Origin of the sequence: Litoreibacter ascidiaceicola (assembly GCF_900129235.1) — a bacterium.
GTDB classification, from domain to species: Bacteria; Pseudomonadota; Alphaproteobacteria; order Rhodobacterales; family Rhodobacteraceae; genus Litoreibacter; species Litoreibacter ascidiaceicola.
In genome coordinates this window covers 219,051-232,368 of the sequence record NZ_FQUV01000004.1, presented here as the reverse complement: position 1 = coordinate 232,368, position 13,318 = coordinate 219,051, and the positions used below count along the sequence as shown (strand labels likewise).

Genomic DNA, 13,318 nt, shown 5'->3' with positions numbered 1-13,318 from the left:
TTAGACGACCCGCTTGCATTTAAGCCGCGGCGGAAGTTGGGCCCTGACCCCGACGACGGCGATTGCGCTTACGCTTTGGCGCGCCACCGGACGGGGCCTCGCCACCTACCGCTTTGGGCTTTCCTTGGCCGCGACGTCCGCCGCCACCTCCACCGGGACGACTACCGCCACGATTACCACCGCCTCCGCGCGCGGGTTTTTTCTCTTCTTCATGGGGCGCCCAGCGGCGACCGCCCGCAACAGGGATGGTGATCTTCAACATCTTCTCGATGTCTTTCAATTCACCCATTTCGTCCGGCGCACAGAAGGCGATTGCCTCCCCTTCACGGCCCGCACGCGCGGTCCGGCCAATGCGGTGCACGTAGCTTTCAGGGACATTTGGCAGATCGTAGTTATACACGAAGCCCACCCCCGGAATGTCGATCCCACGGGCTGCCACGTCGGTGGCCACCAAGACGCGTAGCTGACCGGACTTGAACTGGGCCAACGAGCGGTCACGGTGGTTTTGCGACTTATTGCCGTGAATAGAACCTGCAGCGAAGCCCTTGCTATCAAGCAGCTTCATCAGCTTTTCCGCACCATGTTTGGTGCGGCAGAACACCAATGCGAGGTCGTCACGGTGCTTGTCCATCAGCTCGATCAGCAGGTCGTTTTTCGCGGCCTTGGCGATGTAGTGAACCGACTGGGTGATTTTGTCCGCGGTCTTACCGGGTGCCGCAACTTGCACGCGGCGCGGGTGGTCCAGATAGGTCGCGGCCAACTCTTCCATCAGCTTCGGCATGGTGGCTGAAAAACACAGGGTCTGGCGCTCTTTTGGCAGCAACGGTGCAATCTGGCGTAGGGCGTGGATAAAGCCCATGTCGAGCATCTGGTCAGCCTCGTCGAGGACAAGATACTTCGCATCCCCCAACACCACAGCCTTTTGCTGCAGAAGGTCGATCAAACGACCCGGTGTGGCGACTAGAATATCCGTGCCGCGTTCCAGCGCTTTTTTCTGCGGGTTAATCGAGACGCCACCGACGACCATGTTGATCTTCAGGTGACCACCGCCTTGAAACATCTTCAGGTTGTCGCAGATTTGCTTGGCAAGCTCGCGGGTCGGCGCAAGGATCAGGCCGCGCACGGTGCGCGGGGCCGGCTTGGTGCCTATTTTAATCAAGTTATGGATCATCGGCAGCCCGAAAGCTGCGGTCTTGCCAGTGCCTGTTTGGGCCAGGCCCATGACGTCGCGGCCGGTCAGGATGATCGGAATCGCTTCTTCTTGGATCGGGGTCGGGTTCGTAATGCCGTTTTCTGTAAGTTTCTCGGCAATTTTCGGGGAGATCCCCAAAGCTTCAAATTTGTTCAAGTCATGTCCTCTCGTGACATGTGGGCCCCACGCCTGAATCGGCGGTGAGGTCGCGTTAAAATGGTCGTGGAGGCGTTTCCTCCACCGGACCCATTCGCGTGAATATCGGGAACGTGTGTGCTGCGGCGGTGCAGTGCCTTGCTGGTTTTGCAAAGCTCACGCGGCACCATAAGTGCGCAGGCTTGAAGGGCAAATGCGCCCTGAGGGACGATAAGTCAAGCCTTAGGCGCTATTTGGGCTGGAGGCTTGGCGGTGCCGTGCCTAAAATGCATGGTAACGACGAAGAGGGCCACGACCTATGGGAAAATCCATCATCAGCCGCTCGGCAGAACGCGGGCTGCGCATGACCGGACAACGCCGTGTGATTGCGCAAGTGCTGGAGGAAGCGGACGACCACCCCGATGTGGAAGAACTCCACGCGCGCGCGTCGGCCTTGGACGCAGGGATCTCGATTGCCACAGTGTACCGCACGGTAAAGTTGTTTGAGGAAGCCGGTTTGTTGGAGCGGCTGGAGTTCGGCGACGGGAGGGCGCGCTATGAAGACGCCGAACGCGACCACCATGACCACCTCATCGACATGCAAACCGGTGAGGTAATCGAATTTGTCGACCCCGAGATCGAAGAACTTCAAGAGAGGATCGCCAAACGTCTTGGATACAAGTTGAAGGGACACCGCTTGGAACTTTACGGAGTCAAAGACACATGAGCGAACGTCCTACTCAAGAGCAACTGATAGAAATTGTTGAGCCTTTTCAGAGAGGTGATCTTGAAGCTGCGCTGTCGAAGGCAAAAGAGCTGGATAACGCCTTTCCGGATTTTCCCATCACGCAGAACCTCACGGGTCTGATCCTGAAGGAGATGGGGCGCTTGGAAGAAGCGCTTGCGCCACTGCGTGCTGCGGTAAAGCAACGCCCGGACTACGCGGAAGCGCAAAACAATCTGGGCATCGTGTTGAGTGACTTGGGGCGCTTCAAAGACGCCGCCAAGCATTATCTGGCGGCAATTGACCAGAAGCCCGACTATGTGGAAGCGCTCAACAATCTGGGCTGCCTGATGAAAGACATGGATCGCAATGCGGATGCGTTGACCCTGTTTGATCGCGCGATCGCAATTGCACCCGACTACGTTGAAGCGGTGTGCAACAAAGGTGACGTGTTGATGCATCTTGGGGATCGGGAAGCGGCGGCGACGTGTTTTCGGCGCAGTTTGGAACTGAACCCCGGATTTGTTGTCGCGCACCAAAACCTTGCCGAATGCCGACGCTACACTGCCGGCGATCCCCATATCAAAGAAATGGAAGCGCTTTTGTCCGCCGGTGGATTGGAGGCCGAGGCGGAGATGCGTCTGAATTTCGCATTGGGCAAAGCCTATGACGACATTGGCGAATATGACCGCGCATTCAAACATTTCGACGCCGCCAACCATGCGCGGGGCGCAGTGACGCCTTACGACGCGACCGCCGATCAGAAGCTATTCAAACGCATTAAAGGGATATTCGCAGAATCCGTGCCCGAACTGTCGGTTCCGGTTGCCAGACGTCGGCCAATCTTCGTTTTGGGCATGCCCCGCTCCGGCACATCGTTGACAGAACAAATCCTCGCAAGTCATTCGAAGGTGTATGGCGCGGGAGAATTGGGACTTTTAAACAATGTGTTGGGCCGCACCAACGCATTGAACCAGCCGATGAGCGAAGCGTTGCTGCGAGAAATCCGTGCGGGATATCTGGGCGGGCTAGCCGACGCGGACACGGATGCATCCGTGATCACCGACAAGCTTCCGCTGAACTTCCGCTGGATCGGATTTATTCTTAAAGCCTTACCGGAAGCCAAAGTGATCCACTGCGCGCGGGACGCGCGGGCCGTCTGCTGGTCGATTTATCGCCACAGCTTCGTGACACCGGGCAATGATTATCGGTACTCGCTAGAGAATATCGCTCAGTTTTACCATCTGTATCAGGATCTTATGGCATTCTGGCACGAGCGTTTTCCTGGTCGGATTCTGGATATGGATTACGAGCTTTTGACTGAAAATCAAGAACGCGAAACCCGGCGTATTTTGGATTTTGCCGGTCTCGAGTGGGAAGATAACTGCTTGAGTTTCCACAAGACCAAGCGCGCTGTCCAAACGGCATCCACGGGTCAGGTTCGACAAGAAATGTATCAGGGAAGCTCAGAGGCATGGCGCAATTACGAAGCCCATCTGACTCCGCTTCTTGCAGGCTTAGGCGTACGCCCCGAGCAGCCTTGAAAACGTCTCTCCTACAACCTCGCTTGAGGTTGTAGGAGTTCTTACCTGCGTTGACGATTGCACGAGCGACACTTGATACACCGGTCGTTAGCGCTAACAGACTCTCACTTGCTCTGGACACAGAGCGTCTTTATACCCTGCCGCAACGGCAACCTGACCTTAAGGACTCCCCTGCTATGAGCACAATTATTGACATTCACGCCCGTGAAATTCTCGACAGCCGGGGCAACCCGACCGTGGAGGTCGACGTCACACTGGAAGACGGCACCATGGGGCGGGCCGCGGTTCCAAGCGGGGCATCGACTGGTGCATACGAAGCCGTCGAAAAACGCGATGGCGACAAATCCCGCTACATGGGCAAGGGCGTCTTGGACGCAGTTGCCGCTGTGAACGGCGAGTTGGCAGAAAACCTGCTGGGCGAAGACGGACTGGATCAGGTTGGCCTCGACGAGCTGATGATTGAGCTGGACGGCACCGACAACAAAGGCCGTCTTGGTGCCAACGCGATTTTGGGCATTTCCATGGCGACTGCGAAAGCTGCTGCCGACTACACCTCGCAGCCGCTCTTCCGCTACATCGGCGGCACCTCGGCGCGCGTTTTGCCGGTGCCAATGATGAACATCATCAATGGTGGCGAGCACGCCGACAACCCGATCGATATCCAAGAGTTCATGATCATGCCGGTCGCGGCAGAGAACATCCGCGAAGCTGTGCGGATGGGATCGGAAGTGTTCCACACACTGAAAAAAGAGCTGTCCGCAGGTGGCTATTCAACGGGCATCGGTGACGAAGGTGGCTTCGCCCCCGCAATCTCCTCGTCGCGTGAGGCGTTGGATTTCATTCTGAAAGCCGTGGAAAAAGCAGGCTACAAACCGGGCGAGGATATCTATCTGGCGCTGGATTGCGCCGCGACAGAGTATTACCGCGACGGCAAATACGACATGAAGGGCGAAGGCAAAGTTCTCTCTTCAGAGGAAAACGTCGACTATCTGGCAGCACTTGTCGCAGATTACCCGATCATCTCGATCGAGGACGGCATGGGTGAAGACGATTGGGACGGCTGGGCGGCACTAACCGCCAAGTTGGGTGACAAAATCCAACTGGTAGGCGACGATCTGTTCGTGACCAACCCTGCCCGCCTTGCAGAAGGCATCAAGCGCGGCTCGGCCAACTCGATGCTGGTGAAAGTGAACCAGATCGGGACGCTGACAGAGACGCTGAAAGCCGTCGAAATGGCGCATCGTGCGGGCTTCACCAATGTGATGTCGCACCGGTCCGGCGAGACTGAAGACGCGACGATTGCCGATTTGGCTGTGGCAACCAACTGCGGTCAAATCAAAACCGGCTCGCTGTCGCGCTCGGACCGTTTGGCAAAATACAACCAGCTGATCCGCATCGACGAGATGCTGGGTGAAACAGCGGAATACGCCGGGCGCTCGATCTTGAAGGGATGAGTGCCAGCCGCGCAATACTGACCCATGCGTGGCAGATGATCATAGCAAAACCAAGCGTAACACTACGCTTGGTTTTGGTGCCATGGGCCATCAGCACAATCGCTTTGCTCGGCTTGAACTACGCGGAGTATGGCTATCTTGCAGGGGATATCTTCTACGATCCAGATGCACCCCTGCCCGAAGATAACATCAACTTTCTATGGTATTTTGCGAGCTTCATAATTTCGATTTTGGGCTGGATCTGGCTTGCCGTGGGCTGGCATAGATATGTGCTGGAGGGCGAAGAACCTTCGGGATGGTTGCCACGTTTGGATGGCGGCCGAATCGCGCGATACCTCGGCAAAGCCATTCTTACAGGGCTGCCGGTGGTTCCGATTTTGATCGTTGCTTTGATTGTGGCTGTTGGGTCAGGGGGCGATGAATTTCTTGGTGCAAACCCTGAAAATGCCTTCACGCGGAGCCGCCTTCTGTTCGGCTTCATCGTTGGCGCGCTGGTCAGCTATGTGACATTTCGATTCGGCCCTATCCTACCTGCGGCGGCAATGGATCAACCCATGAAGTTGGGCGATGCGTGGCGATTGACCGCCCCTCTTGCCGGAGTGCTGGTGAACCTCGCAATCATCACATCGCTGCTTTATCTTCCTTTCAGCAGCATTGCCGACGCGTTTGCGCAAAATAACCTGCACTATCTTGTGTTCACCGCTGCATCGGACGTGGTCTCGTTACTGACGCTCAGTATATTCACTGTGCTGTATGGCCACTTGGTACAAGGGCGGGAGGTTTCAAATCTGAGATCGCCCATTCGCCACAAAAGGTAATCAGATGAGTGACGCTGACACCCTGATCAAACACCTAAACCTTCAGCCTCACCCCGAAGGCGGCTGGTATCGCCAGACATGGGTCGCAGATGGTGACGGGCGGCCTTCCGGCACGTGCATATATTTCCTTCTCAAACAAGGTGAGCGGAGCCATTGGCATCGCGTGGATGCGGGCGAGATATGGCACTTCTACGCGGGCACGCCGCTGATTTTGTCGATATCTCCAAGTGACACGGGACCGGCCACCGAGCACATTTTAGGGCCCGATTTCGGAGCAGGACAGCGGCCACAAATCGTTGTTGAGGCTCGCGAATGGCAAGCGGCCTCTGCACCTAATGGGTGGGCCTTGGTCGGCTGCACCGTGTCGCCAGGGTTTACGTTTGACGGGTTCGAGCTGGCCGCGCCAGGCTTTGACATCCCTAGGGGTGACTGACCGTTCCACCACCAACATCTGCACCCACACCCGTGGTGCTGGGGCAACTGGTAGGCATCCCGCGCGCCACCCGTACGGCGAGGTACGCAAAAGCCTGTGCCTCCAGCATATCGCCATCGAGACCGTGATCGTCGATGTCGTCAATTTGCAGCCCTGTCAGGGCTTGAAGGCGCGCCATAATATGAGCGTTCCGCCGTCCGCCACCACAGACCAGAATTCGGTTGGGTTTCTTCGGCATATGCTCCATCGAACGAGCGACAGCGGCGGCGCAGCATTCGCTCAGCGTCGCGGCGGCATCGGCGTCAGCAAGGTCCACGACGTGATGCGACAATTGCGCGAAGTCGTCGCGGTCCAGCGACTTGGGTGGCATTTTATGGAAGTAGGCCCGATTCAGGAATTTCTCGACGACCTGCGCGTTGGCTGTGCCTTGTGCTGCAAGGCCCCCGTCGCGGTCATAAGACTTGCTCAAACGGGTTTGCATCAGGTCATTGATCGGGGCGTTGGCAGGACCCGTGTCGAAAGCCAGAAGCGCGCCCTCTGCCTGCGGTTTGTCATGGCTTGGGTCGACATAAGTCACATTGCCCACGCCACCAAGGTTCAGGAATACGGTGGGCGTATCTAGCGATAGATACTTCGCACAGGCAAAGTGGAAGAATGGCGCGAGCGGTGCGCCCTGCCCGCCCAGCTGAACATCCGCGCTGCGAAAGTCCCAAACCACAGGGCATCGCAGAATTTCAGCCAACAGCGCCCCGTCACCCGTTTGATGCGTGCGCTGGTTGTCGGGGTCATGGGCAAGGGTCTGGCCGTGGAAGCCAATCAGCACCGGCGTTTGGTCAGGCTCGGTTGTCATCATGCGTGACAGAAGGGCTGCGTGCACCGTTTCAACCGTCTCGGCCGCTTGGGCCACGCCTTCACCATCGTGCCATTGGCCAAGCGCTTGGGCGATGCTTGCACGCTCGTCATCGGAATAGGGGCGGTACGCGCTGGCACCGAACGCCGTAATGGTCTCGCCGTCGGTGCGGAGCAGCGCTGCGTCCACCCCGTCAAGGGATGTGCCGGACATCGCGCCAAGCGCCCAAATTGGACCGGTGATCTTCAATGGCTTTCCCTTCGCCGCCCTCACGCCTATAAGGCGCGAAACACTGTTTTGCAGGGACGATACCCCAATGACCTACCATGCCAAATCCGAATTTCTGACCGTGATGATAGAGCGTGGCTTTCTGGCCGACTGTACCGACTATCAAGGGCTGGACGAGGCTTTGATCAAAGGCGTGGTCCCTGCCTATATCGGCTACGACGCTACGGCGAAATCTTTGCATGTCGGCCACTTGATGAACATCATGGTGCTGCGCTGGTTCCAGAAGACCGGCGGCAAGCCAATCACGCTAATGGGCGGCGGCACCACGAAGGTTGGTGATCCCAGCTTCCGCGCGGACGAGCGCCCGTTGCTCGACGATGCCGCAATTGACGCCAATATCGACGGCATGCAGCAGGTCTTCTCCAAATACCTCTCCTACGGTGACGGCGACACCGATGCGGTTATGCTCAATAACGCCGAATGGTTGGACGGGTTGAACTACCTCGAATTTCTGCGCGACATCGGGCGGCATTTCTCGGTGAACCGGATGCTCAGCTTCGAGAGCGTCAAGTCACGGCTGGACCGCGAGCAAAGCCTGTCCTTCCTCGAATTCAACTACATGATCCTGCAAGCCTATGATTTTCTAGAGCTGAACCGCCGCTACGGCTGCCTGTTGCAAATGGGCGGATCGGACCAGTGGGGCAATATCGTCAACGGTATCGACCTGACACGGCGGGTGCTGGATCACGAGATTTACGGCCTGACGACGCCGCTCCTGACCACATCCGACGGCCGCAAAATGGGCAAGTCGCAAGGCGGGGCAATCTGGCTGAACGGCGACATGCTCAGCCCTTACGAGTTCTGGCAATTCTGGCGCAACACGACGGACGCCGACACCGGCAAGTTCCTGAAACTGTTCACTGAACTTCCAGTGTCAGAGTGCGATCGCTTGGGGGCGCTTGAAGGCTCCGACATCAACGCGGCCAAGGTCATTCTGGCGAACGCGGTCACAACATTGCTGCATGGCGAAGACGCCGCGCGGACGGCGGAAGCCACCGCGCATGATGTGTTTGAAAAAGGTGGCACTGGTGACGATTTGCCGACGCTGGCTTTAACGGCGGAAGAGTTGGGCGACGGGATTTCGATTGTTCAGCTAATCGTGCGCTCCGGTCTTGCTGGGTCGGGCAAAGAGGCAAAGCGCCTGATTTCGGAGAACGGCGCGAAGATGAATGACGAAGCGCTGAGTGACGCCGGACTGTTCATCACGGCCGACCAGTTGGCGCAGCCGATCAAGCTGTCGGCAGGCAGAAAACGCCACGCTTTGGTGACTTTAAGCTAGCATCGCAACGTGCCGGTCGGGGGCGCAACCCCCGACCCAAACAATGTCGGGCCGAAGGCTCCGTTAGGTCAACTCACCCGTAATGGGCAACGGGCGTGCCGGCGATGGCCGACATGTTCAGCAATCCCCGCGCGGTGATCGACGGGGTGACGATATGTGCCTTGTTTCCCATTCCCATCAGGATCGGGCCGACCTCAAGCCCGCCTGCCTTCATTTTCAAGATGTTACGAACCCCCGATGCCGCATCTGTATTGGCAAAGACCAACACGTTAGCCGCACCTTCAAAACGGCTCTCAGGCATGATGCGCGCGCGCAATTCCTGATCCAGCGCCGCATCGGCGTGCATCTCGCCCTCATAGGCGAAGTCACGCGGCGTGGAGTCGAGAATATCGAGCGCCCCACGCATTCGCTGGCCCGTAATGCTGTCCAGATTGCCAAATTGGGAATTGGAACAGAGCGCAATCTTTGGCGTCACACCGAAGCGGCGCACATGGCGGGCGGCGGCAATCACGGTTTCGGCAATCTGCTCTGCTGTAGGCTCGGCATGCACGTGGGTGTCGGCCACGAAAAGCGGGCCGTCCTCAAGGATCATCAACGACAACGCGCCGATCGGATGTAAATCATCCCCTCCCAAGACCTGCGTAACGTAGTTGAGATGCCACAAGAACTGCCCGAACGTGCCGCAAATCAGGCTGTCTGCCTCGCCCCGATGCACCATCACCGCGCCGATGGCGGTGGTGTTGGTGCGCATGATAGCCCGCGCCAGATCAGGAGTGACGCCACGACGCGCCATGATCGCATGATATGTCTGCCAATAGTCGCGGTAGCGCGGGTCGTCATTGGGGTTCACCAACTCGAAATCGCGACCCGGCTTGATTGATAGTCCTGCACGTTCCGCACGGCGCTCGATCACTTCAGGGCGGCCGATGAGGATCGGCTTGTCCGTCGTATCCTCCAGCATCGCATTGGCGGCGCGCAACACGCGTTCGCTCTCGCCTTCGGTAAAGACGATCTTCCGCGTCACGGTGCGGGCGGCCTCGAACACAGGGCGCATGATCATGGCGGATTTGAAGACCGAACCATCGAGCTCCGCCTTGTAGCTTTCAAGATCTTCCAACGGGCGCTTCGCCACACCGCTTTCCATCGCGGCCTTGGCCACGGCGGAAGCCACCACGCCGATCAAACGCGGGTCAAATGGCTTGGGGATCAGGTAATCTGCGCCGAAGGTCAGTTGCTCGCCCTGATAGGCGGCGGCGGCCTCGGCAGAGGTGGTGGCGCGTGCAAGAGCCGCGATGCCTTCGACGCAGCCGATTTTCATCTCGTCATTGATCGTGGTCGCACCCACATCCAGCGCCCCGCGAAAGATGAACGGGAAGCAAAGCACATTATTTACTTGGTTCGGATAGTCGCTGCGCCCCGTGGCAATGATGGCATCGGGTGCGACCTTGCGGGCGTCGTCGGGCATGATTTCCGGCGTCGGGTTGGCCAGCGCGAAGATGATCGGGCGTGACGCCATTTTCGCGACCATTTCGGGCTTCAACACCCCCGGCCCCGACAGACCAAGGAATAAGTCCGCGCCGTCAATCACGTCATCGAGGCTGCGCATATCTGATTTTTGCGCGAAGTTGGCTTTCTGCGGTGTCATCTCCTCTGTGCGGCCCTCGTAGACCAATCCGGCAATATCGCAGAGCCAAACATTCTCGCGCTTAACACCCAGCTTTAGCAGCATGTTAAGGCAGGCGATGCCCGCCGCGCCACCGCCGGTGGAGACGATCTTGATGTCCTCGAATTTCTTGCCTGCAACCCGCAAGGCGTTGGTTGCTGCCGCACCTACAACGATGGCGGTACCGTGCTGGTCGTCATGGAAGACGGGAATATCCATGCGCTCGCGGCAAATATCCTCGACGATAAAGCAGTCGGGGGCCTTGATGTCCTCAAGGTTAATCGCGCCGAAAGTCGGGCCAAGCGCACACACGATTTCGGCCAGCTTCTCGGGATCTTTCTCGTCCAGCTCGATATCGAAACAGTCGATATTGGCGAATTTCTTGAACAACACCGCCTTGCCTTCCATCACGGGCTTGGAGGCGAGCGCGCCGATATTGCCAAGACCAAGGACCGCAGTGCCGTTGGTGACCACGCCGACAAGATTGCCGCGGGAGGTATAGTCGCGGGCCGTGTCAGGTTCGGCCTTGATCTCAAGGCAGGCCTCGGCGACGCCGGGAGAATAAGCACGCGACAGGTCACGCCCGTTGGCCAACGGCTTGGTCGCGCGGATCTCCAATTTCCCGGGTTTTGGGTAGCGGTGATAGTCCAAGGCAGCCTGACGAAGCGCCTGTTGGCGGTCTTCTTCGGTACGCTCGTCTGACATGGCATTCCTCCCAGAATAAATTAGTTTAATATTAAACTACTTTTCATTTTGCCTGATTTTTGGCGCAAAACGTAGCGTAAGGCAAGTGTTGCATATTGCGTTCGCTGCGCCCACTCTGCGCTAAAACGGGGGGATCATGCCAGACATCATTGCGGAAATTCGTCTACCTACGCAGGAACTGCGTGATGACATCCCATTTTTCACCAAGGTGCTGGGTATGCGGATGGATATGATCTATCCCGCTGATGACCCGACCGTTGCGGTGTTTTCCGGCTATGGCCTGCGACTGCGTGTTGAAAAGGGTGCGCAGGAGCCTGCGGGCACGCTGCGCATCCTGACCGATGATCCTGACGGATTTGCGGACGGGCAGCGCGATCTGGTTGCGCCAAACGGCACACGGATCGAGATCGCAGAGCGTAATCCGCCCCTTATCCTGCCCGAAACGCAGCACGCATTTGTCGTGCGGCGGCTTGCCGATCAGGCACCATGGGTCATCGGGCGGGCGGGAATGCAGTATCGGGATTTGATCCCCGACCGCCTTGGCGGCTCGATCATCGCGTCGCATATCCGCATCCCGGACGGCGGGCCGGTGCCGGACATGGTACATTATCATACGGTCGGGTTTCAGTTGATATTCTGTTATCGCGGATGGGTGGATTTGGTCTACGAGGATCAGGGCGAGCCCTTCCGTCTTCACGCAGGCAACTGCGTCATCCAGCCGCCGGAAATCCGGCATCGTGTTTTATATGCATCTGATAACATTGAAGTCATCGAGATCGGCGTCCCTGCTGAGCATGTCACAACGATTGACCATGAGATGAAACCACCCAACGGTCCTGCCAATCCCGATCGCGATTTTCAGGGTCAAAAATTCGTGCACCACAAAGCCGAAGACGCAACATGGCAATCGTTCCGAATTCCCGGCTTCAACTGCCGCGATACAGCAATTGCTCAGAACACCCGCAACGTCGCGGGTGTTCAGGTTGTAAGAAAAGACGGCGTGGCGGATTGGTCCAGCCACAACGCAGATATCCTCTTCACCTTTGTGATGGACGGAACGATGGTCCTTTATGGTGAGGGCAAGGAGCCATTCGCACTGGAGGCGGGCGATGCCTTTGTTATTCCACCGGATATGAAGACCAAATACGCCGACGCGTCCGACAACCTCGAACTGTTGGAAGTGTCATTGCCGGGCGTTTTCAAAACGCATTAATCAAACTTGGTTTGGCACTTCGCGCGCGCGGAGTTCTTTCAACCGCTTTTCGGCCTCTTCCATCGTCAGATCGTCGCTAAAGGGCATTTCGTGCAGAATCGCCAATTCACGCAATTCGTAGCGCTGTGCATCGTTCATAAGGGCGGGGTCGGATGTTTTGTTCTGGGTCACGGGGAAACCTCCTGAAGGTGTTGCGTTCAGGGGTTAACGACTTTCGAAGCATGAAGTTCCCGAAATCAGGCAAATTGTTCCCGTATCAAGCGCTCTTCCAGCCCGTGGCCGGGATCGAAGAGGATGCGGTGGGTCACATTCGGCTCGGACGTGATTTCAACCGACACGACATTTCCAGCAGACCGCCCGTCGGCGTCAGCCATGACAGGGCGCTTCTTTGGCTGGAGCACATCAAAGCGCACCTTTGCCGACTTTGGCAACAACGCACCGCGCCAGCGACGAGGGCGGAATGCGGACATGGCCGTTAAGGCCAAAACCTCTGACCCGATGGGTAGAATAGGCCCGTGAGCCGAATAGTTATACGCAGTCGAACCTGCGGGGGTAGAGACCAGCGCCCCGTCGCAAACCAGCTCTTCCAGCCGCTCGCGCCCGTCAACGAAAATTCTCAGCTTGGCCGCTTGCGAGCCTGCGCGCAGTAGCGACACCTCGTTGATGGCCAATGCCTCATGGACAGTCCCGTCTTCGCGAATGGCCTTCATTCGCAGCGGATTTATGTCTTCCTCGACAGCCTCGGCCAGCCGTTCCCGCAGCTTGGGCTCATGGTATTCGTTCATCAAAAACCCGACGGTGCCACAGTTCATCCCATAGACCGGCGTATCGAGATGCTGGGTCGCATGCAGCGTTTGCAGCATGAAACCGTCACCGCCCAAGGCCACGATCACGCCAGCCTCTTCCAAAGGCGTATCGCCATAGGTGTCGACCATGGCAGCGCGGGCTTCACAGGCCACATCCGTGTCCGAAGCCAGAAAAGATATTTTGTTAACGTCGAGCATCTAAGGGCAAGTTTCC

General features: G+C 57.7%; 12 protein-coding genes. 7 read left to right on the top strand and 5 right to left on the bottom strand.

The genetic code is table 11. The features are described 5' to 3' along the window. Positions 1-19: 19 nt before the first annotated feature. The gene (locus BUB72_RS10020; RefSeq protein ID WP_073143473.1) at positions 20-1,348 is read right to left on the bottom strand and encodes a DEAD/DEAH box helicase; all 1,329 of its coding nucleotides are present in this window, start codon (positions 1,346-1,348) and stop codon (positions 20-22) included. Positions 1,349-1,646: 298 nt separating this feature from the next. Between BUB72_RS10020 and BUB72_RS10015 the strand changes: the two genes are divergently transcribed. The 5 genes from BUB72_RS10015 (at position 1,647) to BUB72_RS09995 (ending at position 6,300) form a co-directional block, all read left to right on the top strand. After that, a complete protein-coding gene (locus tag BUB72_RS10015; protein WP_073143470.1) occupies positions 1,647-2,054 on the top strand; it encodes a Fur family transcriptional regulator in 408 nt (135 codons plus the stop codon). Beyond that, positions 2,051-3,595 carry a tetratricopeptide repeat-containing sulfotransferase family protein gene (locus BUB72_RS10010; RefSeq protein ID WP_073143468.1) on the top strand — a complete coding sequence of 515 codons (1,545 nt, stop codon included), beginning with the start codon at positions 2,051-2,053 and terminating at the stop codon, positions 3,593-3,595. The genes BUB72_RS10015 and BUB72_RS10010 overlap by 4 nt, the downstream gene beginning before the upstream one ends. Before the next feature lie 176 nt (positions 3,596-3,771). Next, a complete protein-coding gene (gene eno / locus BUB72_RS10005) occupies positions 3,772-5,049 on the top strand; it encodes a phosphopyruvate hydratase (protein ID WP_073143465.1) in 1,278 nt (425 codons plus the stop codon). Between the two features lie 35 nt (positions 5,050-5,084). Continuing rightward, positions 5,085-5,867, top strand: coding sequence for a hypothetical protein (locus BUB72_RS10000; RefSeq protein ID WP_073143463.1), 783 nt, complete (start codon positions 5,085-5,087; stop codon positions 5,865-5,867). Between the two features lie 4 nt (positions 5,868-5,871). Next, entirely contained in the window at positions 5,872-6,300 is a 429-nt protein-coding gene (locus BUB72_RS09995) for a cupin domain-containing protein (protein WP_073143461.1), read from the top strand. Here the strand turns inward: BUB72_RS09995 and BUB72_RS09990 are convergent. Further along, positions 6,287-7,363, bottom strand: a complete 1,077-nt coding sequence (locus BUB72_RS09990; protein ID WP_425435162.1) for an anhydro-N-acetylmuramic acid kinase — start codon at positions 7,361-7,363, stop codon at positions 6,287-6,289. The genes BUB72_RS09995 and BUB72_RS09990 overlap by 14 nt on opposite strands. A gap of 103 nt (positions 7,364-7,466) precedes the next feature. On the opposite strand from BUB72_RS09990, the gene tyrS reads away from it, so the two are divergent. Then, positions 7,467-8,717: a tyrosine--tRNA ligase gene (tyrS, locus tag BUB72_RS09985; RefSeq protein WP_073143458.1), complete on the top strand. Its 1,251-nt coding sequence runs from the start codon at positions 7,467-7,469 to the stop codon at positions 8,715-8,717. Between the two features lie 73 nt (positions 8,718-8,790). Here the strand turns inward: tyrS and BUB72_RS09980 are convergent, their stop codons facing one another. Continuing rightward, positions 8,791-11,085, bottom strand: coding sequence for an NADP-dependent malic enzyme (locus tag BUB72_RS09980; protein ID WP_073143456.1), 2,295 nt, complete (start codon positions 11,083-11,085; stop codon positions 8,791-8,793). A 136-nt stretch (positions 11,086-11,221) separates the two neighbouring features. Here BUB72_RS09980 and BUB72_RS09975 point away from each other — a divergent pair, with 136 nt between their 5' ends. Then, positions 11,222-12,298: a cupin domain-containing protein gene (locus tag BUB72_RS09975; RefSeq protein WP_073143454.1), complete on the top strand. Its 1,077-nt coding sequence runs from the start codon at positions 11,222-11,224 to the stop codon at positions 12,296-12,298. Here BUB72_RS09975 and BUB72_RS18820 read toward each other — a convergent pair whose 3' ends face one another. Together BUB72_RS18820 and BUB72_RS09970 are read right to left on the bottom strand one after the other, a co-directional pair. Continuing rightward, complete coding sequence (locus tag BUB72_RS18820) at positions 12,299-12,469, bottom strand: hypothetical protein (RefSeq protein ID WP_175549146.1); 171 nt, start codon at positions 12,467-12,469, stop codon at positions 12,299-12,301. Positions 12,470-12,534: 65 nt separating this feature from the next. Beyond that, on the bottom strand, positions 12,535-13,302 hold the full coding sequence (locus BUB72_RS09970; protein ID WP_073143451.1) for an NAD kinase: 768 nt from the start codon (positions 13,300-13,302) through the stop codon (positions 12,535-12,537). Positions 13,303-13,318 lie beyond the last annotated feature (16 nt).